Annotated in this window: 19 protein-coding genes and 3 pseudogenes; 11 read left to right on the top strand and 11 right to left on the bottom strand. The window is 62.7% G+C overall.

Annotation, left to right across the window (positions count from 1 at the left end; translation table 11 throughout):
• The 5 genes and pseudogenes from Y708_RS29945 to Y708_RS0115605 form a co-directional block, all read left to right on the top strand.
• A pseudogene (locus Y708_RS29945) lies at positions 1 to 200 on the top strand (oxidoreductase); the annotation flags it as partial.
• A complete protein-coding gene (locus Y708_RS25605; protein ID WP_051479059.1) occupies positions 197 to 1381 on the top strand; it encodes an MGH1-like glycoside hydrolase domain-containing protein in 1185 nt (394 codons plus the stop codon). The pseudogene Y708_RS29945 and the gene Y708_RS25605, both read left to right, overlap by 4 nt.
• Positions 1378 to 2448, top strand: a complete 1071-nt coding sequence (locus Y708_RS0115615; RefSeq protein ID WP_028280644.1) for a Gfo/Idh/MocA family protein — start codon at positions 1378 to 1380, stop codon at positions 2446 to 2448. Before Y708_RS25605 ends, Y708_RS0115615 begins: the two co-directional genes overlap by 4 nt.
• 16 nt (positions 2449 to 2464) lie before the next feature.
• Positions 2465 to 3781: a glycoside hydrolase family 36 protein gene (locus tag Y708_RS25600; protein ID WP_051479058.1), complete on the top strand. Its 1317-nt coding sequence runs from the start codon at positions 2465 to 2467 to the stop codon at positions 3779 to 3781.
• Positions 3782 to 3809: 28 nt separating this feature from the next.
• Entirely contained in the window at positions 3810 to 5114 is a 1305-nt protein-coding gene (locus Y708_RS0115605) for an MGH1-like glycoside hydrolase domain-containing protein (RefSeq protein WP_035776596.1), read from the top strand.
• A 30-nt stretch (positions 5115 to 5144) separates the two neighbouring features.
• Here Y708_RS0115605 and Y708_RS0115600 read toward each other — a convergent pair whose 3' ends face one another.
• Together Y708_RS0115600 and Y708_RS25595 are read right to left on the bottom strand one after the other, a co-directional pair.
• The gene (locus Y708_RS0115600; RefSeq protein ID WP_051479060.1) at positions 5145 to 6260 is read right to left on the bottom strand and encodes a N(5)-(carboxyethyl)ornithine synthase; all 1116 of its coding nucleotides are present in this window, start codon (positions 6258 to 6260) and stop codon (positions 5145 to 5147) included.
• A 101-nt stretch (positions 6261 to 6361) separates the two neighbouring features.
• A complete protein-coding gene (locus Y708_RS25595) occupies positions 6362 to 7081 on the bottom strand; it encodes a LysE family translocator (protein WP_051479057.1) in 720 nt (239 codons plus the stop codon).
• An 83-nt stretch (positions 7082 to 7164) separates the two neighbouring features.
• Here Y708_RS25595 and Y708_RS0115590 point away from each other — a divergent pair, with 83 nt between their 5' ends.
• Together Y708_RS0115590 and Y708_RS0115585 are read left to right on the top strand one after the other, a co-directional pair.
• Complete coding sequence (locus Y708_RS0115590; RefSeq protein ID WP_028280641.1) at positions 7165 to 8091, top strand: LysR family transcriptional regulator; 927 nt, start codon at positions 7165 to 7167, stop codon at positions 8089 to 8091.
• Positions 8092 to 8228: 137 nt separating this feature from the next.
• A complete protein-coding gene (locus Y708_RS0115585; RefSeq protein WP_028280640.1) occupies positions 8229 to 8489 on the top strand; it encodes a hypothetical protein in 261 nt (86 codons plus the stop codon).
• A gap of 101 nt (positions 8490 to 8590) precedes the next feature.
• Here the strand turns inward: Y708_RS0115585 and Y708_RS0115580 are convergent, their stop codons facing one another.
• From Y708_RS0115580 to Y708_RS0115555, 6 genes are all read right to left on the bottom strand, one after another.
• Complete coding sequence (locus Y708_RS0115580) at positions 8591 to 10390, bottom strand: glycoside hydrolase family 2 TIM barrel-domain containing protein (RefSeq protein ID WP_035776595.1); 1800 nt, start codon at positions 10388 to 10390, stop codon at positions 8591 to 8593.
• A 28-nt stretch (positions 10391 to 10418) separates the two neighbouring features.
• Complete coding sequence (locus Y708_RS0115575; protein ID WP_028280638.1) at positions 10419 to 11954, bottom strand: arabinosylfuranosidase ArfA; 1536 nt, start codon at positions 11952 to 11954, stop codon at positions 10419 to 10421.
• Between the two features lie 105 nt (positions 11955 to 12059).
• Positions 12060 to 12950 (bottom strand): carbohydrate ABC transporter permease, encoded by an 891-nt coding sequence (locus Y708_RS0115570; RefSeq protein WP_028280637.1) that lies wholly within the window; start codon positions 12948 to 12950, stop codon positions 12060 to 12062.
• A gap of 2 nt (positions 12951 to 12952) precedes the next feature.
• Positions 12953 to 13852 (bottom strand): carbohydrate ABC transporter permease, encoded by a 900-nt coding sequence (locus tag Y708_RS0115565; protein WP_051479056.1) that lies wholly within the window; start codon positions 13850 to 13852, stop codon positions 12953 to 12955.
• Positions 13853 to 13888: 36 nt separating this feature from the next.
• Positions 13889 to 15217 carry an extracellular solute-binding protein gene (locus Y708_RS0115560; RefSeq protein ID WP_028280635.1) on the bottom strand — a complete coding sequence of 443 codons (1329 nt, stop codon included), beginning with the start codon at positions 15215 to 15217 and terminating at the stop codon, positions 13889 to 13891.
• A 121-nt stretch (positions 15218 to 15338) separates the two neighbouring features.
• Positions 15339 to 16367 (bottom strand): LacI family DNA-binding transcriptional regulator, encoded by a 1029-nt coding sequence (locus Y708_RS0115555; protein WP_028280634.1) that lies wholly within the window; start codon positions 16365 to 16367, stop codon positions 15339 to 15341.
• Between the two features lie 262 nt (positions 16368 to 16629).
• On the opposite strand from Y708_RS0115555, the pseudogene Y708_RS25590 reads away from it, so the two are divergent.
• Both Y708_RS25590 and Y708_RS0115545 read left to right on the top strand, forming a co-directional pair.
• Positions 16630 to 17773: pseudogene (locus Y708_RS25590) on the top strand (mandelate racemase/muconate lactonizing enzyme family protein).
• Positions 17770 to 18456: a FadR/GntR family transcriptional regulator gene (locus Y708_RS0115545; RefSeq protein WP_028280633.1), complete on the top strand. Its 687-nt coding sequence runs from the start codon at positions 17770 to 17772 to the stop codon at positions 18454 to 18456. Before Y708_RS25590 ends, Y708_RS0115545 begins: the two are co-directional and overlap by 4 nt.
• Before the next feature lie 14 nt (positions 18457 to 18470).
• On the opposite strand, the pseudogene Y708_RS25585 reads toward Y708_RS0115545, so the two are convergent.
• Positions 18471 to 19177, bottom strand: a pseudogene (locus tag Y708_RS25585) (DUF3626 domain-containing protein).
• Between the two features lie 177 nt (positions 19178 to 19354).
• On the opposite strand from Y708_RS25585, the gene Y708_RS0115535 reads away from it, so the two are divergent.
• Positions 19355 to 19618 carry a hypothetical protein gene (locus Y708_RS0115535; RefSeq protein WP_028280632.1) on the top strand — a complete coding sequence of 88 codons (264 nt, stop codon included), beginning with the start codon at positions 19355 to 19357 and terminating at the stop codon, positions 19616 to 19618.
• Positions 19615 to 19947: a type II toxin-antitoxin system PemK/MazF family toxin gene (locus Y708_RS0115530; protein WP_028280631.1), complete on the top strand. Its 333-nt coding sequence runs from the start codon at positions 19615 to 19617 to the stop codon at positions 19945 to 19947. The genes Y708_RS0115535 and Y708_RS0115530 overlap by 4 nt, the downstream gene beginning before the upstream one ends.
• A 1-nt stretch (position 19948) precedes the next feature.
• Here the strand turns inward: Y708_RS0115530 and Y708_RS0115525 are convergent, their stop codons facing one another.
• Both Y708_RS0115525 and Y708_RS0115520 read right to left on the bottom strand, forming a co-directional pair.
• Complete coding sequence (locus Y708_RS0115525) at positions 19949 to 20770, bottom strand: DUF1206 domain-containing protein (RefSeq protein ID WP_028280630.1); 822 nt, start codon at positions 20768 to 20770, stop codon at positions 19949 to 19951.
• Positions 20771 to 20865: 95 nt separating this feature from the next.
• The coding region (locus Y708_RS0115520) for a reverse transcriptase family protein (RefSeq protein ID WP_216699814.1) at positions 20866 to 22074 on the bottom strand (1209 nt) is incomplete at its 5' end.

Here is a 22074-nt window from a genome sequence, read left to right as displayed (position 1 = left end):
GCCTTGGCACCCGCTGGACTCCGGCGCGGCTGGTAACGGTGTTCATGGGGCAGCTGGCTGCGGGTGCCGTCGACGTCGCCCCGTTGATCTCCGATGTCGTGGATGCCCAGGATGTGGGTGAGGCTTTCCGCCGTCTCGATGAGGGCGCACCCGAGACCCTGCAAACCGTGCTGCGCTTCGAAGGAGCACCGACGCCATGAACAGGCAACCAACTCCCCAGGAACGGACCGATCAGGTGCGTTCCCTCCTTGAGGCTCACTGGGACGATGATCGCGGCTGGTGCGTGCCGAATCCCGGAACCTACCCCCACCTGTGGCTCTGGGATTCCTGCTTCCATGCGATCATCTGGGCCAACCTCGGTGACAGCCGGGCACTCAGGGAACTGGATGCGGTTCTTGAAGGACAGCTCGCGGACGGCATGGTTCCGCATATGAGATACGGCGGCGGGCCGGCCGACACCTGGCTTGGACCGTTGGCGTCGTCGTCCTCCCTGACCCAACCACCCATGTTCGGCCACGCGATCAAGGTCCTGAGGGAGCAGGGACTCAAACCTTCCACCGAGACCATAGCCCGGGCACGCAGGGGTCTCGATTGGCTGTGGGAGCACCGCCGCACCGACGATGGCCTGATCTATATTGTTCATCCCTGGGAAGGCGGTAACGACCATTCCCCCCGCTGGGACGATTGGGGGGCGCCAGGCCGAACCAAAGCGGACTACAGCCGGCCCGCGCGGACCGCGTGGAACAAGGACCGGATGCAGGATATCTCCTTCGCCGACGACGGCGCCGCGCAGTGGTCCTCTGTGTTCGTCACCTGCCCCGCCAGTTTCAACGCCTACGTGGCGTTCAACTTCGCCGAGCTCGGAGCCGCGCTGGACGATGGCGAACTGACCGATCGCGCGCAACTGCTGAGCACTGCAATGGACACGTACCTCTGGGACGAGGATGAGCAGCTGTGGTCCGACCTCGCTCTGGTTGGCGGCGGCGCTTCAGCGCGAATACCCACCAGCGACGGCGTGATGGGTGCCCTGGTGACTACAGATCGGACAAAGGCGGAAGCTGCGCTGAACCAGCTCGAAGACCCGGCGCGGTTCGGCAGCGACTACGGGCCCACAAACGTGGCACGGACGCATCCCTCGTACGATCCGGGGACATATTGGAGGGGTACCGCCTGGCCACCCTTGAACTATTTGTTCTGGCTCGCTGAACTCCGCTGGGGCCGCACAGAGGCGGCCGGTCGGCTCTCGGACCGGACGGTGCGCGCGGCCGTTGAGAGCGGATGGGCGGAATATTGGAATCCCGAAACGGGCGAGGGCCTCGGTGCCATTCCGCAGTCCTGGACCGGGCTGGTCGTCGCCATGTTGGAGAAAGGGCCGCGATGATGCCCTCCGCTACTCTCCCCAACTATCTCCCCCAGTTCCCCGCAGGCACACAGCCCTCGATCGGGATCCTGGGCTGCGGCGGCATTGCGCAGACGGCGCATCTGCCCGCCTACGAGAAGTACGGCCTGGACGTCGCCGGGGTCTGGAGCAGGACACCGACGACGACGGCGGATATCGCTGAGCGGTTCAGTTCGGTACGGCGCGTCTACGCTTCGCCGGAGGAGCTGCTGGCGGATCCGGACGTCGGAATAGTGGACCTCGCAACGCCCGCAGAGGATCGACTCGTATGGTTGGCCGCTGCAGTCTCAGCCGGCAAGCATGTGCTCGCCCAGAAGCCGCTCACCACGGATCTGGATGGATTGGCTCCGATCCTGGCCGAAGCGGAAGACCGCGGCGTGTGGATCGCCGTCAACCAAAACGCACGGTGGGCGCCGGCCTGGCGGCTGGCAACGCTCCTCATCGAGGATGGTGCGATCGGTGAGGTTGTGGGCGTGACCCATCTGCACGACAAACCCCTGCCGCCGATCGCCGGCACCCACTTCGACGACATGCCCCACATGCTCATCACCGATTACCTGATGCACTGGATTGACATCACCCGCTGCTGGCTCGCCGGAAAGGAAATGGCGTGGGTCCAGGCGCACGACGCGCGGCTCCCGGGGCAACCATCGACTGCGAAGAACCCCTGGTCCGCCTCGATCCAGTTCGCCTGCACGGACGGTGCGCACGCTCTCCTGAGGGTGGTTGGAGACGTCAGGACGAAGAAGCCTTCCTGTCCTTTCTGGATTCACGGCACGGAGGGCACTATCCGGGGCAGCGTACTCGGAGGCTCCGACCGGCTGGAACTGGAGCGGGGCGCCGTCGTCACGCAGTATGCGCTTGAGGGCCAATGGTTCGTGGACGGCTTCGCTGGCGCCATGGGCGAGCTGATGTGTGCGATCGCGGAGGACCGCCAGCCCTATAACAGTGTCGTTCACAATGTGGCGTCCCTCGAACTCATGCTCGCCGCCCGGGCATCCGCCGACGACGGCGCAAGGCCCCAGCCGACGCCCTCCCTGCAGCTCTGAACGAATTGAGAATTGAATGACTTTTACATCGGTTGATGAGGTCACTGTCTCGCCGGTCCACGGCAGGGTCTATGAGGAAGGCTGGCAGAGCTGGAGCCCGACGACGTCCTACGGCGTCTCCGGGACGTCCCGCCGGCCCGAATCGACGTTGCGTCATCTCATGCGGTTCCGCGCCGGTGCTGAACAGCCAGCCACGGGTTTCCACGGTGAGGGACTGCTGGTCATTAATCCGGGCACCGGCGCCCCGGTTCGGGTTTATGGTGCCCCAACCACGGGAGAAATACCGTCAATCCGCGCCGAACTCGCAGGCGATACCCTCATGGTCACCGCGAATGGACCCGTGTCCATGTTCGAAGCGGCCGATACTGCGGCCGGTCTTGCGCAGTTCGGCGACACGTTCGCCGCCGCTGCTTCAGTGCCACCGTTGGAGAATCCCCCGGCGGTGTGGTGCAGCTGGTACCGCTACTTCGAAAACGTGGTTGAGCAGGATCTGCTTGAGAACCTTGAGGCGATTGAGCGGCTGAACCTTCCCGTGGATGTCATCCAGCTCGACGACGGCTGGGAGGCCGGCGTTGGCGACTGGACTCCGCTGCAGCAAAAGTTCGGTTCCCTGCCCGGTCTGGCTCAGCGCATCCAACAGACCGGGCGGCGGGCAGGAATCTGGCTGGCTCCCTTCATGGCCGGTGCCGGGAGTGAACTGGCACAGAACCACCCTGACTGGCTGCTGGGTGAGGCCGGGTTCAACTGGGGACAGGACCTTCACGGCCTTGACCTGACCAATCCGGCTCTGCGTGACTATTTGTGGACCAGCTTTCGGAACCTACGCGAGGACGGCTTCGACTACTTCAAGCTCGATTTCCTCTACGGCGGCGCCCTGCCCGGTGACAGGCACGGCGACCTGACGGCGGTTGAGGCCTACCGGTCGGGGCTGGAACTGATTCGCGACGCCGTCGGACCGGATAGTTTTCTGCTGGGCTGCGGTGCTCCCATACTGCCCAGCGTGGGGCTGGTGAATGGCATGCGGGTGTCCCCCGACACGTTCCACGAGGATGCTCCGGACGCCCGCGGCGAATTGCGCGGCGCAATGGGAACCACAGCCCGCGCCTGGCAGCACGGACGGTTCTGGGTCAATGATCCTGACTGTCTGGTTGCCCGTCCGACGTTCGCGCTGCGCGAGCCGTGGGCCGCCGTCGTCGAACGCTTTGGCGGTCTGCGTTCAGCCTCCGACCGCATCGCGGAACTTGATGAGTGGGGGCTGGAGGCAACCCGCCGGATTCTCGGCAATGCACCTCCACCCAGCCCGTTTCCCGATCTTCCGGCACCAGGTGCCTGATGTCCTTCCAACCCTCGAATGGAGTGTCATGACCGCCTCGCCCGTCCCGGCCTCGTTGTTCAACGCTGCGGTTTCAGTCCTCAACCAAAATTGGGCGGGCTCGCACACTCTCCCCGCCAGTGGCCTCTACCCCCATCAGTGGAGTTGGGACTCAGGATTCATAGCGCTTGGATTGCGTCATATAGACCCTGACCGTGCCCAGCGTGAGCTCGAGTCAATCCTCAACGGTCAGTGGGACGACGGCCGCCTGCCCCAGATCATCTATGACGTCAGCCGCGATGACGACTACTCGCCGGGTGCCTCTTTCTGGCGTTCGACCGATCTGCCTGCTGCGCCGGTGGTCCCCACCACCGGACTCATTCAGCCGCCCAACCACGCCTGGGCCGCCTGGGAAGTGCACCGCACTAACCCCGGCGCCTCGGAGCGGAATGGATTCCTTGCCCGGGTATACCCGCGTCTGGTTGCCTGGCATGGGTACCTTGCCGTCCGGCGGACCCGCAGCGGGAACGGGTTGGCGAGCGTGGTCCACCCATGGGAATCCGGGATGGATAACTCCCCGCTCTGGGACGAGGCACTGGCTCGTGTCCCCGATACTCCGCAGCACAAGATCCGCCGGCCGGATTTGGAACACGCCGATGCCGGTGAAAGACCGAGTGCCAAGGAGTATGGCCGCTATTTCTGGCTTGCCGAACAGTACCGTGACCATGGTTGCGACGACCTCGGCGGTGGGGACAGCTTTGTTCTGGAGGACCCCACGTTCAACGCGCTCTGGGCGCGGTCAGAGCTTGCGTTGGCGGAGATTGCCTGCGCGATCGGAGCCGACCCCAGCAGCCACGAACAGCGCGCGCAGGAGCTGACGGATGCGCTTGTTAACCTCTACGACGACTCCTTGGGGCTGTATGTTGCCCGGGACGTCACCACCGGTTCCCTGGTCCGGAAGCCCACGATTTCCGGTATTATCCCGCTGATCCTGCCCGGGCTGGTGCACGCGGACGCCGTCCTGGAAACGCTCATGGGGCCGGGATTCCTGGGCAGCGGTCCTTATATGGTGCCCAGCTATGACATGCGTGCGGAAGACTTCGAATCTGGCCAGTACTGGCGCGGACCGGCGTGGTTCAACATGACCTGGCTTGTAATCTTCGGCCTGCGGGTCCACGGCTCTCACGACGCCGAGGCGGACCGGCTCGCCGCCAACCTCCAAACGCTTGCACTCGAACATGGCTTCCCCGAATACGTCGACCCCGCAACCGGCGCACCGCACGGCACACGTAATTTCAGCTGGACTGCCGCGTTGGCGCTGGATTTGATGCACTCTGCAGGGGTGAGACGGTAGCCGAAGGCGCAACCCGGCCTCCAGCAACAGCTAGGGCGCGTGAGGGTACTCCGCCGCCCTGCCCTGGAAGGACAGGATGTTCGGGTTGCGGATGACACCCCGGCTGATTTCGACGGCGTGGCGAAGCACGTCGTCAGCCTCCCACGTCTGGGGTCCGTCAAGGACCGTGCGAAGGTACGGCAGCAGCGCCTCGCTGATTTCCCACGTTGCGGAATCCCACAGGTAGGACGGACTGTGGTCAACTCCGTAGTAACGGACATTGTTGCCGACCCGGAACATAGGGTCGTCGAATGAGGTGGGCCTCGCCCAGCTGAAGCCCATTCCCTCGTCACAAGACACATCCACTATCAACGTTCCGGGAGCCAGCGTGGACAGGTCCTCGTCGATGAGGAACGTCAGCGGCGAGTTGGGGTCCTGCAGGACGCAGTTGACGATCAGATCATGCTCGGCCAGGAACCCAGCCAAAGGCACACGCCCGTTCTCCTCAAGGACACTGCTGCGGCGCGGATCGGCGTCGTCGTGCTCAAACTGCAGGATCCTCGCCGAATGTATTGGCGAGCCGACGGCGGTGACCGCGCGTCCGGTGAGGACATCGACGTCGTGCACGCCCTGCGCCTTCAGCGCTGTGACAGCGCCACGGGCAGTCGCACCGAAGCCGATCACCACAGCCTTCAGGCGCCGGCCATAATCACCGGTGGAACCAACCAGCTGAAGGGCATGCAGCACGGATGAGTACCCGGCCAGCTCGTTGTTCTTGTGGAACACGTGCAGATTGAAGGAAACGCCGGCCGTCCAGTGGTTCATCGCTTCAAAAGCGATCAGGGTCAGTTTCCGATCAATGGCGTGCTGGGTAAGCTCGCGGTCCTGGACGCAGTGCGGCCATCCCCAGAGCACCTGGCCATCCCGCAGCTGGGCAACATCGGCTGCCAACGGCTTGGGCAGCAGTATCACATCGCTTTCGGCGATCAGTTCTTCGCGGGTTGAGAAGCCGGCGACCAGCGGTTCCAGCTGCGCGTCCGGCACGCCAAAACGGTCACCATAGCCGTGCTCCAGGCGAATCCGCTGCAGCAGGTCTGCGTCGATACGGCTGAAATGATGTGGGTGGATTGGCAGCCGGCGCTCATTTGGCTTGCTCGAGTGCGCCATAATTCCAAGGCTGAGCTGATTCACACGTGCTCCTTTTGGTTACTATCTGTTTAGCACGTTGCTGACAATCCCACTCCTGCTACGTCCAACGCTCCGCCCGGTCAGAACCAGGCGGCAACCACCGGAACGGTGATCACCAGACCCAGCAGAGCGAAGACGCCACCGGAGATCAGGTCTATCCACCGGGTCACGTGTGAACGGTTGAGCCAGGTACTGGCCGTGTGCGCTGCCAGAGCTATCCCGACCAGATAGATTCCGAGCGTCGCGGCGACAGTTCCTCCCATCACCACCACCACAAACAGGGCGCCCGCGTCTGGCGGCGTGAACTGGGGCAGAAGTGCCAGGAAGAAAAGCCCCGTCTTCGGATTGGTGAGGCAGCAAAGCAGGCCCGCCATGAAAGCTGACCGGGACGTCCGCTGTGGCGCCGCAGTACGCGGCCTGACCGCCGTCGTCGTACCCGCACCATTGGGCAGGTCCTGATTGCTGCCCGCCGGACCAGCCGGTGGAATCAGTCCGCGCTCCGGAGCGGACGGGGCTGCCCGATATGCGGACACCGCGCGGAATCCCAGGAAGAGCAGGTACGCGCCGCCAAAGAGTTGCAGGGCCTGGAACGCCACGGGCGAGTCCTTCAGGAAGGCTGCCACTCCCACGGCCACCAGGGCTGCCCAGCCAAACACGCCCACCGTGGTGCCAAGTGCCGCCAGAAGCCCCGCACGCCGCTCGCGCAAAGCGAAGCTGAGCGTCACCATGGTGTCCGGGCCCGGGGTAACAGCAAGCACCACTGCCACCCCCAGCAGGGCAAGATAAGTCGATGTGCTCATGAGAACCACGGTGCCACCCCAGTATTGATTAGTACCAGCAAATATTTCCGCATCATTGGCAGGTATCGCCTTACAATGGGGGAATGTTGGATCCACATCGGCTCACCATTCTTCGTGCCGTGATCGCGGCGGGCTCGGTCCACGCGGCCGCACGCAATCTCCACTTCGCACCGGCCACCATCAGCCAGCACCTCCAGTCGCTGGCCCGGCAAACAGGTCTGGTCCTGTTCGAAAAGAATGGCCGGGGCATCGAGGCCACTCCAGCCGCACGTCACCTCGCCGATGCCAGCGAGGACGCACTGGTCAGCCTCGAACGGCTCGAGCGCACCGTGAAGGACCTTCGCGAAGGACGGGCCGAACAGATTGCCATCGCCTGTTTCGCCTCCGTCGCGCAGGCATGGATCCCGCATGTGGTGACTGAACTTCGCAAGACCTCACCAAACGTGGTGGTGGAAGTGAGCATCAGCGAACTGCATCCCACCGGCGGGCGCCGGATGCCCGATGTTGACGTGCGCAACGAAGCACTCGACGCTCCCGGTGACCGGCTGGAGGGGTACCGTCGCAATGTCCTCGCTGAAGAGGACTTCTGCGTGGTGTTGCCTATTGACCACGTCCTGGCAGGGAGACAGGTGATCTCTCTGGCCGAACTGAGGGACCAGCCCTGGATCGACCATGACATCCACGACGGCCCTACCGGGCAGATTCTGGCCAGTGCCTGCCAGAGCGCGGGCTTCAGCCCCCGCTACGTCGCACGCCTGGATGACCACCACGCGGCAGTCAGCCTCGCTGCGGCTGGATTGGGAATCACCGTGTTGCCCCGCATCGCCGTCGCAGGGTTGCCCGCCGCTCTCACAACCCGGCCGCTGACCGATCCCACGGTTCACCGCCGCATCGTCGCCCACACCCGAACCCGACCAACACGGGCACGGCTGATCCATACCGTACTCACCGCCCTGCGTGAGGTTGCCCAGGATGCCGGGCCGGACAACTGCGGGGCATCGGGTCGGTGAATAGAGTGGTGCAGAAGCGAAAGGCAGACTGACTATGACCACAGCACTCTTGCTCAGCGGCACCGGACGGTACGCCGACCCATGGCATCCGTTTGCCGAGACTTCCGCAGCGGTGGCTGCATTGCTGCGCTCCGTCGGTGTTGCTGTGGGAATCGCCCGACGTCGATGCAGCGCTGGAGTCGCTGGCCGATCCTGCCACCTGGCCGGACCTGCTGGTGGTCAACGTGGGACTCCCCCGCGACGGTGGCGCCTGGCTTGCGGGCGGTGACCCGATTATTCACGACAGCGTAGATATACGTCACGTCAGAGGTTTGTTCGACAGGTCCGTTGAACTGCAGGAAGTACCCGTCAGTGGGCACCGATACGCTGAACCACTGCGGCTCGCCGCAGGGAAATGACACCAGTGAGCCCGATCCATCCAGCGTGGAGTAGGAGAAGGTCAACTGTTCGATGCCGCGGCACTGTGCGTGGACCCCATGCCACAGAACCCCACCCTTTCCTACCCCCTGATGATCCCGGCAATCACCTCCGCCGGCAGTTTCGGCTTCCGGTCCTCGGTGCACAATCCATTTGTTTCCTGACGTGTATCAGTCAGCTGCGTGTAGCAGAACCCAACCAACGACGACGCCGCCCTCACCGCCCCGACAATCTCACCAACGCGGGACTCGAAATCGTCAGCATTCGACGCCGTCGAGTAACCCCAGCTGTCCTCAAACTCTGTGCCGGGCGCGTAGGAAACTCCCCCGAACTCGGTGAGCATGACAGGTTTTTCCTCCAGATCAACGGGCGGCACCGGCAGCACCGACATTCGCCTGCCCACCGGCCCCAGCCCACGGATCATTGCGTTGATGCCCGCCCGGTCCGCGTAGCGGGCAAGGAGCGCCTCTCCCGAGGACTCGTAGTCGTGGAACGTCCACATATCCGAATCCGTGTGCTCCCACCCGTCATTGGAAATCACCGGCCGGGTTGGATCCAGTGCCCGCGTCAGATTGGTGAGCGCCAGCCCGTAGGCCCTCTGCGCCGGATCATGCGCACCGTGCTGCACGCCCCACGATTCGTTCAGCGGCACCCACGTGACGATCGACGGATGCGAGCGGTACGCGCGCACAATGTCCAGCCATTCCGTGGTCAGCCGCGCAACCGCCGTCGCACTGAATTGGTATGCCCCGGCAGTTTCGCCCCAGATCATCAGGCCCAACCGGTCGCACCAGTACAGGAAGCGGGGGTCCTCAACTTTCTGGTGGATCCGTGCAGCATTGAAACCCAGGGAAAGGATCAGTTCAACCTCTTCCCGGAGCGCCGCCACTCCCGGCGCGGTGAAGTGGGAATCCGGCCAGTAACCCTGTTCCAGCACCGAGCGAACGTACACGGGACGGTCGTTGAGCAGAAACTGCCCTTCCGCCACCGCAGTGGAGCGCAGGCCAAAGTAGGAATGCACGACGTCGGAATCCTCACCAAGGGTGACGGCCGCGTCGATCAGGGTGGGGTTTTCCGGCGACCACAGGAGCCGCTCATGGTTCTGGCCGTTCCGCTGCGAGGGCAGCGAAACATCGAAGCCGGCCTCCCTATCCGTGATGGAGACCCGTTGCCGCGCGAGGTCAACGCCCTGATGGCTGAGCACCACGTCCAGAGCAACCGGCCCTGCCGGGCGGCTGCTCAGCTCAATCTCGCACCGCACCGAACCGCGCTGAACATCCGGGATCCACGCCAACGAGCGGATGTGCACAGCAGGAACCGCTTCGATCCACACGGTGCGCCAAATGCCTGTGGTGCGGTGGTACCAGATGCCGTGCGGTTCCGGCTCCCAGTCCTGTTTACCCCGCGGCATCGTGACATCCAGTGGATCGTCTTCGGCGCGGACCACAATCTCCTGCATTTCAACATCAGTACACGCGGCGGTGATGTCCGCACTGAAGGAGGTCTGGCCGCCGTCGTGCCTTGCCACGTGAACCCCGTTCACCCACACGTCCGCGCGGTAGTCCACCGCGCCGAAGTGAAGCAGCAGCCGCTCACCTTGCTGTGGATAACCGGCGGTCGTGAGCGCGGCGCGGTCAACCGCAAGCCGGTACCAAACCACAGGGTGGTAGCCGGTGTCGCCAATCCCCGAGGCCGCGGATTCGGGCGCAAACGGCAACTGGATTTCCCGGTCAAAGGCACTCGCGTCGTGGTGCCACAGTCCATCGAGCCCCACGTTGTCGTCGTCGTACGCGAAGCCGCACTTCACATCCAGGGGGACGTGCTGTGCGCGCACCAACTGGGGGCGGGGGTAGGTGCCGTCCTGCGAGCTGGCAAGGGTCATCAGAGAAACCTTTCGGTAGTGCTGGAAGCTAGTTTGCGGCGACGGAAAGTTCGACGACGGCCCACGACAACGGCGGCAGACTCACCCGGAGTTCCCCGCCCGCGGCCTTGGCGTCGGCCAGCGGAACAAGGCCTACCTGCTCCCGGTTCGCGAGGTTGTTGCTGGCGAAGCGATCCAGCCCGTCGGGGACCTGGAGCACTTCGGCCCGGGTGACGCGTGCATCGTCGAAGCCGCGGAGCGCTACCTCCACGTCCGCGGCCTCATCCAGCCCGCGGTTCGCGAAGAAGAATGCCACGCGGCCGTTCTCCTCGTCCCAGGTTGCGCTCACGTCCACAAGGTCGGTGTCGCCGAATTTCGCGTTGTCATAGCGGTCGGAATCGACGAGTGTGTTCAGGATCTGCCCCTTCGCCAGTGCAGCCATCCGGGCAAACGGCCAGAAGATTGTCTGCCGCCACGCGGGCCCGTTCTCCTCCGCCATGATCGGCGCGATCACGTTGACCAGCTGCGCCTGGTTGGCAATTTTCACGCGGTCGCCATGGCGCAGCAGCGAGTTCAGGAACGTGCCGACAACGACGGCGTCCGTCACGTTGTACTCATCCTCAATGACACGGGGGTGCTCACGCCAGCCGTGGTTGCCCACTTCCCCGGGGCTGTCCGCATCGCCTGGACGTGTGTACCAGACGTTCCACTCGTCAAAGGAGAGGTGGATGCGCTTCTTGTGCTTCCCCTTCGCGCGCACCGCATCCGCCGTGGCAACCACGGACTCGATGAAGTGATCCATGTCCTGTGCGCTGGCAAGGAAACTGCCGGCGTCGCCGTCGTGCTCCTGGTAGTAGGCGTGCAGAGAAATATAGTCAACCTCGTCATAGGTGTGGGTCAGCACTGTCTGCTCCCACGCACCGAACGTCGGCATGCTCGAATTCGAGCTGCCGCACGCCACCAACTCCAGCGACGGGTCAACAAAGCGCATGGCTTTCGCCGCTTCCTGCGCCAGCCGCCCGTATTCATCGGCGGTCTTGTGACCAATCTGCCAGGGCCCGTCCATCTCATTGCCGAGGCACCAGAGCTTGATATCAAACGGATCCTTGTGACCATTCTTGGCACGCAGATCCGACAGGTAGGTTCCGCTGGGATGATTGGCGTACTCCACCAGTTCGCGGGCGGCGTCCACTCCCCTGGTGCCCAGGTTAATGGCTTCCATGATTTCCACGCCGGCCTGCCTGGACCAGTCGACAAATTCGTGGAGGCCAAAAGCGTTCGTTTCGAGGGTGTGCCAGGCACCGTCCAGGCGGCGCGGCCTGTCCCCCACCGGGCCTACGCCGTCTTCCCAGTTGTAGCCGGAGACAAAATTTCCGCCGGGGTAGCGGACTACCGTGGCACCCATTTCCTTCACAAGTTTCAGGACGTCCTGGCGGAACCCGGCGTCGTCGGCCTCGGGGTGGCCCGGTTCGTAGATGCCGGTGTAGATGCTTCGGCCCATGTGTTCCACAAACGAGCCGAAGAGACGGCGTGGAACTTCTCCGACGGTGAATTCCCGGTCAATAACAATGCGCGCGCGCGACATACTTCTCCTTCTTCTTTGTTCATCGACTCTCCCCAAAGTGACGTTTTGAAGCTCCAAGAGCGGCTCAAACGGTCACTTTGGGGAGAGTCGATGCGGGTGGTGGTTTTAGGTTCCGGCGAGGCCGGTGGTAGAGATTCCCCTGATGATCTGCCGTTGGAAGAACAGGAAGACAACAATCAAGGGCAGTGCCGCGAGAAGTGCGGACGCCATGTTCTGTGCATACTGGATGCCGAAGGCGCTTTCAATGGTCTGCAGGCCCACAGGAAGCGTGAGCAATGACGTTTCGTTGGTGGCGATGAACGGCCACAGGAAGTTGTTCCACGCACCAATGAACACGAAGATCGCCACGGCGGACATGATCGGCTTGGAGAGCGGCAGCACAATCTGCAGGAAGACCCGCATCCTGCTTGCGCCGTCCATGACCGCTGCTTCCTCAAGTTCCTTGGGGATCTGGTCGAAGAACTTCTTGAGCACGTACACCATGGCAGGGTGCAGGACCTGCGGCAGGATGATCGCCCAGTAGGTATCAATAAGGTTCAGGGCCAGCATTTGGTAGAAAAGCGGAATGATCAGCACCGGCGGCGGGATGATGATGGACGCCACGATCACACCCATGAGCAGCTTGCGGCCCCTGAAGTCGATCCGCGAGAGCGCGTAGCCGCACAGCGCCGAAATCACCAGGGTCACCGCGGTGATCACGGCTGATGTGAACAGGGAGTTCCAGGTCCAGGTGGGGAGGTTGCCGGCGTTGAGAACCTGCGCGAATGCTTCCAAGGTAAAGCCCGACGCCGGCAGCCAGGTAATGGGGGTGGCGGCGGCTTCGATTTCGGGCTTCAGTGCTGTGACGGCCGCCCAGGCAAACGGGAAGAGCCAGATCACGGCCAGGATTGACGCGACGATTGTCCCGATGACCTTCGCGCCGGACATTTTTCTCCGGTTCTGTGGCCGTTCCTCCGCTACGCCCGATGAACTGCGGTCCAGTACTGCAGTGGCCATGATTATGCGCTCCTTTTGCGGTTGAGGAAGATCTGGCCCACCGAGACGATCATGATGAGGGCGAAGAAGATGAACGAGATTGCCGCCGAATATCCCAGCCGGTATCCGGTGAATCCCGTTTCAAAGACGTATTGCACAATAGAGCGGGTGGCGCCGCCGGGCCCGCCAGCGGTGATCTGGTAAATCTGGTCGAACACTTTCAGGGATGCGAGAATCTGCAGGATCACAATCAGCACCGTGGTGGGTCCCAGCTGCGGTAGCGTGATCGAGAAGAACTGCCGCCAACCTCCGGCACCGTCAATCGAAGCGGCCTCATAGTGTTGCTGAGGAATGTTCTGCATCGCGGCCAGATAGAGCAGAAAGTTGAACCCCACCGTCCACCAGACGGTGGCGATGACTATTGACCACATGGCGACTGCTGGATCGTTCAGCCAGGGAACCGGCGCGATTCCCACGTTGCCCAGCATTTCGTTGATGATGCCCAGCTGTGGGTTGTACATCCAGGTGAAAAAGAGCGATACCACTGTTGACGCGAGCAGGAAGGGAGCAAAGAAGGAGAATCTCCACAACCACTGCGCAGGAAGTCCCATGTTGACCAGTGCGGCAAGCCCCAGTGCGATCAGTACCAGCGGAATGGTGGAGATCACGGTGAAGTACACGGTGTTGCCCAGGGAGCGCCACATGTCGGGATCGCCAAATGCCTCCGCGTAATTGGCGAATCCCACCAGTCCGTTATTGGCGCCGGTCAGCGTCTGGCCGGTAAAGCTCATGTAGATGCCGTACAAAATGGGCCACACCAGGAACAGCAGGAAGAAAATAATAAACGGGGCGGAAAATGCCCAGCCATGCAGGTCGTTCTTGTTGGTTTTCGCCTTTCGGCGCTCAATCACAGCGGAACTCATTGTCGACTCCTTTGTCATGCTCTGTCAGCTAAGCAGTTAAACGGGGTTGGGCTTGGCCAACAGTGTGTCCAGCCGGTCCACGAAGGCATCCCACCCTGTATCCGGCGCTTCACGACCCAGGAAGACGTTCTGCACATGCTCCGCGAAGAAAGTCTGGAAGTCGGACCCGGAGCCTGTAAACCAGGCACGGGGGTCATAGTTGATGATTTCCGCCGCGTCCGCATAGTTGGTCTGGGGCTGGAGTTCGGAATATTCAGGGGAATTGACCACGGGCTGATAGGCAGGGATGTGGCCTGCTTCCGCCCAGGAGATTGATCCTTTGAGGATGTCCGCCACAAAGTCGTACGCCTGCGAGCGCCGGATCTCATCCAAATCATTCTGGTGCGGGAGTACAAAGGCGTGGGAGTCCGCGTACGCGGCCGGAGTGCCGAACAACGTGGGGATAGTCATTGCGTCGAAGGGAATGCCCGCGTCCTGCATGGTGGGCAACTCCCAAACCCCGGTGAAGAACATGCCGGAGCCTCCGCCCGCAAATTCAGCGACGGCAGTGCCGTAGTCGCCGCTCTTCGCAGCGATGTTGTCGTCCAGCAGCGTGGTGATGAATTCAAGGCAATCAATGGCGGTGTCCCGGTCCACCTGGGCCGACTGACCTGGCTCCAGAACCATCTCCGCATTGTGCTGGCGGTACAGGGTGTAAAACAGGCGCCACATTTGCGCGCCGTCGTTGATGAAGCCGTAGGAAAGACCATGCACGCCGGTAACCGCCTGCATTTCACGCAGCGCCTCGAGAAAAGTATCCGGATCCGAGATTTCGGTCATCTGTCCGCTGCCATCCAGCAGGCCGGCCTGCTCGGCAACATCCGTGTTGTACATCGCGATGAACGGGTGCGAGTCGAGCGCCAGCGAAAAGACACCGCCGTCGAGCTGGCCGCTGGCCCAGATGGGAGCGGCGAACGAATCCTCGGTGATACCCCGCGCCTCCATCTCCGCCATATCCCACGCATCCAGAAGTCCGCCGGGTGCATATCCCGGAATCCGCGATGCGTGCATGATCGCGATCTCCGGCGGGCGTCCGCCTGCCGAGGCCATGGCCAACTTCGTGTAGTAGGGGGTACCCCACGCCAGGACCGTGGGCACAACGTTGACATCGGGCGTGGCCTGGTTGACGCGGTCGATCATCGCCTGCATCTTGATGCCGTCACCACCTGAAAGCAGGTGCCAGAACCGCAGTGTCTCCGCCCCTGCAGCAGTCCCCCCGCACCCTGCCAACGATGTGGCAGCAAAGGCTCCGCCCAGCAGGGCAGCACCTCCGGTCAGGACCTGTCGACGCGATAGTCCGGAATTGTGGTGTGGCAAAGGTTTCACGTGGCGCTCCTCATTAGGCGGGTTGTGGGGGCTTGGCAGATACCGAAAGACAAAAAGTGACCTGAGGCACAACTTTACATCGATGGAATTTTTGGCACAAGGGTTTCTGCAATGAAGTTTGCTACTGCCCGGGCCGCGCCGGGCGCTGCGCTCCGAGTGTGCTCGCACGCTCAATAATGCGGTAGCCGACCGTCGTCGTTTCCGGTTCACGATGGCGGTCGGCCATCCGCCGAATGAGCATTTCAATCGTCCGCTCCGCCATTTCCCGCCTATTGAAGGAAACAGTTGTCAGCGGCGGGTTGGCGAACTCGCCGTCGGCAATGTCATCGAACCCGGCCACGGCCACGTCGTCGGGAACCCGATACCCCAAAGCTGACAGCACGCTCAGGGCACCGATGGCCATCGAATCGGTGAAGCAGAAAATGGCATCCGGCAGTTCGTGAGTCTCCAGGTAGGACCGCATCACCTCGGCACTGCCCCGGGGGCTCCACACATCGCACGGGATTTCCAGTGAGGGGTCATGAGGTATATTCAGCTCGCCGAGCGCTAACCGGTAGCCCTCGGTTCTGGTGTGCGCAGTGGCTACATACCGCTGGTGCTCCGCCCCGAGGACCGCAATCCGCCGGTGACCCCGCGCCGCAAGCAACAGGGTCATGTCACGAGCGGCGGACACACCGTCCACCCACACCCTGTCGGCGAGCTGCTGACTTACCTCGCCAAGCAGCACAACCGGCGGAAGGGCCACGCCCACCTGCACGGCGCTCTTCTCGAGGAAGATGGGATTCAGGATGAGGCCGTCGATAATGTTTGTGCGCGCTTGGGACATGAGCTCAAACTCGCGCAGCGGATCCTGTCCCGTCTCTTCGATCTGGACACCGTAGCCCCTCTCATGCGCTACATCCACAATGTGATGGGCCAACTCGGCGGAGTACGGAGTGCTCAAATCCGGAAGTGCAAGGCCGATCAGGCCGGACCTGCCGTTGCGTAGGCTTCTGGCAGAATGGTTCGGCACATAGCTGAGCTCCTTCATGGCCTGCTCAACCTTGGTGCGTGTACGCGCACTAACCCCGGCCGTCCCCGTGAGCACGTTGGACACGGTTTTGGGCGAGACGCCAGCGCGCCGCGCCACGTCCTTGCCTGTTGGCCGCATTGGCACTTCACCTCTCCCAACCCCAACGCTTCCGCGGCCATTGTTGGAAATGCCGTCGAAATCGCGCTATTCCAACCATAACTGCGGGAGCGTCGCCTGGTAGCGACGGGCAAGTACGACGACGGCGCTCGCCTCCGTCGGGTGCAGAGTGCTCGCTCTTCATTTACGTGTCATACAAGATGGTGACTTGTGCTATAGCTAAAACCTATTGCCCTACGTCAGGACGCCTCATGCCGACACGCTTCCCGTTTCCGAAGACCGGATTGCATCATCCGGCGGCGCCGCGAGCGACCGCATCCGCCGCGTGTTGCTCTCCACGCTGACCCTGCCCTTGCAAACTCCAATCAGCGACGCGAAAGTGCTCACCGGCCGGCAAAAACCCATGACCGAGATCGTGTTTCTTTTCGCGGAAATCACCTCCGAGGCCGGCCACCACGGCATCGGCTTCAGTTACTCCAAACGCGCCGGCGGGCCAGCCCAATACGCCCATGCGAAGGAGGTAGCTCACAGCCTGCTGGGCGAGGATCCAAACGACATCGGCCGCGTTTACCAAAAACTGCTCTGGGCCGGCGCTTCTGTTGGCCGCAGCGGTGTGGCAACACAGGCCATCGCGGCATTCGACATAGCGTTGTATGACCCAAAGCCAAGCGCGCCGGCCTTCCGCTCGCGAAGCTGTGGGGTTCCTACCGCGATTCAGTGCAGACTTACAACACCTCAGGCGGTTTCCTGCAGGCGCCTATCGAAGAAGTCAAGGCGCGTGCCACGCAGTCGCTGAGTGATGGAATTGGAGGTATCAAGATCAAAGTAGGCCACCCGGATTCCAAGGTGGACCTTGCACGTGTCTCCGCAGTATGGGAGCATCTTGGACCCGAGGTGCCGCTCATGGTGGACGCCAATCAGCAGTGGGACAGACCTACCGCAATGCGTATGGGACGCGTTCTGGAGCAGTTCAACCTCGTGTGGATCGAAGAGCCGCTGGACGCCTACGATGCCGAGGGCCACGCGCACCTGGCCAATGCCCTGGACACCTCAATCGCCACCGGTGAGATGCTGTCGAGCGTCAGCGAACACATCGAGCTGATCAAAAACCGCTCTGTGGACATCATCAGCCGGATGCGCCGCGGATTGGAGGCATCACACCGTTTCGCCGTCTCGCAGCACTGGCTGACCAGGCGGGACTTCAGCTGGCGCCGCACTTCGCAATGGAAATCCACCTGCACCGGGCTACCGCGTACCCGAGGGAACCGTGGGTGGAGCACTTTGAATGGCTGAATCCGCTCTTCAATGAGCGGCTCGAAACCAAGGACGGCAGAATGGTTGTCCCTAACCGGCCCGGCCTCGGGTTTACCCTCAGCGATCAGGCTCGCGCGTGGATCACTGACACGGTGGAATTCGGTAAGAAATGAGCAACCTCACCAGCGGCGTTGTCGATCAGATCCGGCAACAGATTATCAGCGGGAAGGTCAGCCCCGGCGACAAACTGCCGGCAGAAAGTGCCCTCGAAAAACAATTCGCCGTCAGCCGCACCGTGATACGGGAAGCGATCTCACGGCTCCAGCCGGCTGGACTCGTTGAAACCTACCGTGGCAAAGGCACCTACGTCTTGACCCGCCCCAGCAGGCAGCCGTTCACTGCAGATCCCGACCACATCCGCACTCTCCAGGACCGCCTTGACCTGTTGGACTTCCGGATCGGGCTGGAAGGGGAGACGGCCGCCCTCGCCGCGCGCCGTCGCACCAAGACCCAGCTGGCCGCAATGGACAGGGCACTTCAGACATTTATGAGTGCTCGGGCGTTGCCCAGCAATGCAGTGGAAGCTGATTTCGACTTCCACCGCACCATCGCCATCGCATCCAACAACCGCTTCTATATTGACCTCCTTGCCTCCCTGGGTGCAACGATGATTTCGATGCCCCAAACCAGGCTCATGCAGCCGGATGCCGCGGCACAACAGCACCACTACGGCCGGGTCATCGAGGAACACAGCACCATCCACAACGCGATTAAACGGGAAGATCCGCTGGGAGCTGCGGCGGCCATGCGCACGCATCTGGCTAACTCTCGGGCCCGCTTGATCCCGGATACGTAATCTCCGGGCCAACCTCAGGCAGGAGGGACGGACTCCTCCGCAGCACCGAAACGCGCCACGCAATGCCACACCCGTTTGAGGGCCTGCGCCGCATAGGCTCCGGATCGCGCAGCATCGCCAATCATCCGCGCGTCCAACCACCCATTCACGGACAGCTTCTCGCCGAGCGCAACGGAATCCGGTCCGCGGTAGGCCGCGTGAGCACGCAGCACATCGAGGTGAACTCGAAAGCCGGTGTGCCATTCAACGGGCACCCGTAAGGCGCCGGCCCGGTGCTCAACGTCCGTGCCGCGAAAATACGGGTCCAAAACCAGGGCTTCGACGTCCTCATTCAGGGTGATTGATCCATGAACGTGCGCCTCGATGTAGTCGTCCAGCCGATCGCGCGCATCCGCGTTGGCAACCGCGATGAGCCCCATCCGTGGGACAACGCCAAAATCGGTTGGAGAGAAGACGCTGTCCGGGTAGCAGAAAGTCGCGTGGCCCAACGTCCCGCGCGACAGGCAGAAGTGTGCTGAACCAAACCTGGGCGACCCGCCAAAGGATAGCCGCCTATGGTTCAGTGAACCGTACTTCGGACGCAATGCCGGCCCGCCGTCGTCGTATGCTCCACCAAAATCCGCTGCTCCCAGCGCCAGCGGTCACCGTCCGTGTGTGAGGTGAGGCCGCCGTTGCTGGTGCCGGTTTCGAACTGCGAAAGATACGCGCCGGCGGAACGCATCGCGGCGAGGATTGGAGTGCCGCGGAACATTCAGTCCGGATGAAAGTGCAGGTTGACGCGAAGGGATGGATCAAGCGGTGGCCCCTCCGATAGAGACGCGACATGTGAGACAGCATCCATGCAGGAATCGTACCTGCCTTCCCGTGGTCGACGATGAAGCGCAGTATACTTTGGGGTATGACTTCAACGACCACCATTAAGGTTCCTAAAGAATTGAGGGACCGGCTAGCGGCCGTTGCCCGGCAGGATCACCTGACCTTGGCAACCGTTATAGCACGCGCCTTGGACCAGGCCGAAGAGAGGGCCTTCTGGTCCGCCGTGAACTCCGAAAATTCTTCGCTCACCGACAGCGAACGGGCGCAGTACCGGTCAGCTTCCGCCGGACGCGACAATCTGGAAGACCAAACTGACGATGAACTTGGCCGGCGTGGCGGCTGGTGAGAAGGGGAAGCATTTACCTCGCCGATCTGGGCGATCCCGTCGGTCATGAGCAGGCGCTGCGCCGCCCGGTCCTCATTGTGAGCGCACAGGCTTGGCTGGAATCCCGCCCACCCGTTGTTACTGTCCTACCACTGACCCGAACCCGGCGTGGACGGTCAACCCACGTTGGGATTGAACCCGGCACCTCCGGCCTTCAAGCCACCAGTTACATCAAGTGTGAGGACATTCGGGCGATATCGCCGTTGCGCTTGGAGCAGGAGTTCGGAAGCGCAGACGACGCTGTCCTCACCGAGGTGGATGTGATCCTGCGGCGGCTGCTTGCCCTGTAGATTACATCCGCCCAAACTTTGCCCTGATCAGCGCAAACGCGCCGTAACAGATCAGCCCGAGGGCAATGGCGATCAGCACGAAAACGCCAAACGGATGTTCCTGCAGCGCCTTCAGGCTCCCATCCAATCCGGTGGACTCACGGGGGCTGCTGGTGATCGCGGCAATGATGAAGAGCACGCCGACCAGCGCCAGGGAGATCCCCTTTGCCACGTGGCCAACAACCCCAAGCGTGTCGACCAACGCTCCGCGGCGCCGATCCGCGAAGCGCCGGAGCTCGGGTCGGAACTTCCGCCGAACCCCCTTGACCATGAAATAGATCCCGATGCCAAGCACCGTCCCGCCGACGGAAACCACCATGAGCACCCCGAACGGTGACTGCATAAGCGCCACTGTGAAGTCGCGGGTCGACTCGCTCGAGTCCCGTCCGCCACCCAAAGCAAACTGGGAAAAGGTCCAGGCCATGGTGCCGTAAATGACGCTGAGCGAGCCGGACGAGACGGTCTTGAATATTCTGCGAGCGGCCGGCAGGTGCCGCGCGCGCAGGGTTGCTTCGCTCAATTGCCACAGCGCCAGGCCCAGACAGCCGACGGCGCAGGCCCACATTGTCCACGGACCGGCAGTCCCCATTGCCAGTTGCTTCAACGCGCCACCGGGATCCGCTTCTCCTTTCCCACCGAAGGCAATCTGCAGGGCAATGATCCCGATGAGTACATGCACCACTGCGAGTACGGCGAACCCAAACCGCGCAACGACATCGAGCGCTTTGCTGTCGGAAACATCCTCGACAACGTCTGCTGCGCTGTCGTCATTCTCAAATGCCACTGCCGCTCCTCAGATACAACGCGCCCGCAGGACTCGTGGGAATAGCGTCTTGTCGAGCGCTATTCCAACAGTAACTGCGTGAGGATCGGCAGATGTCACCACAGGATCCTGTCGAAGGTTTCCCGCAGCTTTGCCCCCCGGGCCGGGTTGAGCATCGCCACCCAGGCGATCCGGCCCAGCAGATGCGAGCGAAAGTCGTGATGCCCGGAGCGGTTCTGTGAGCCCGGGCCATGGAGAACACAGTTATGGAGTACGGCCTTCAGCCGGTCGAACTCACTACGGGTGACATTAGTGTGTTCGTTGACCACAATTCCGGTGACCGATTGGCGGACGCTCCAGCCGCTCACCCGCGTTTTCCGGGCGTTCACGAAGTGCCCCTCGTCCTCCACGATCCGCCTCACCCCGCGGATGAAGGCGCCCGCCCGGCGGGTGAGATCGTCTCCACCGCTGAACGCGAGGTCATCGGCGTAGCGGGTATAGACGGCGCCGGCCGCTTCGGCCCAGCCGGTCAGCCGCCGGTCAAGGCGCCGGACGGCCAGGTTCGCCAGCATGGGCGACGACGGCGCACCCTGCGGCAGGTGCGGCACGGCCAGTGCCTGCCGCAGTACGAATCGCTCATCCAGACGGCCGCCTGAAGGAGCCGCGGTCACCAGCCGTGGCGGCACGGAATGGGTACACAATCCGGTGATCGTGTGAGCCACGGCTTCAGGGAAGCCCTCCTGACGAAGAACCCCGTAGACACGGCCGGCGGTCACCCGCGTGAAGAAAGTTGAGAGATCCAGATTGATGAGGACCTTGGCCCCTTCATGGGGGCGGGCACCGGTTGCTGCGCTCCGTCCGGGAACAAAGCCGTGTGCCGCATCATGCACGGCAAGACGGCTCAGAATCAGCGACAGCACTTTCCGCTGGACTTCACGGAGGCGCGGTCGGGGAACCTCAAGCAACCGGGGAACCCGTCCGGCACGGGCACGCCATTCGTAGCGGTAATGCTGCAAACTGCCGCTGGAGGCGCGGCGATTCCAATGGCGCGTATCCGAAAACCAGTCCAATTGGTCCGGCGTCAGCCCCAGCAGCCTGGTAAGGTCCGCAAGGTCATTCAGCGGGAGAACCGCATGCTTGGCGCCATGGCCGGGCCCTACAACATAATGGGCAATCCGGATGGGGCGCCTCTGCTCTACGGACCGCTCCACCGCTGCCCGGAAGGTATCGCTGAGTTCGATGACGGCCGCCAGTTCGCGGTGTGCGTCCCGGGGCGGGCGATGATAGAACCCGAGGACCCCCGCCACTACCCGCGGGAGCCACCG

Origin of the sequence: Arthrobacter sp. H5 (assembly GCF_000520595.1) — a bacterium.
Taxonomy (GTDB): domain Bacteria; phylum Actinomycetota; class Actinomycetes; order Actinomycetales; family Micrococcaceae; genus Arthrobacter_D.
Note: the sequence above shows the minus strand (reverse complement) of the source record. Positions and strands in the feature narration are given on the sequence as shown.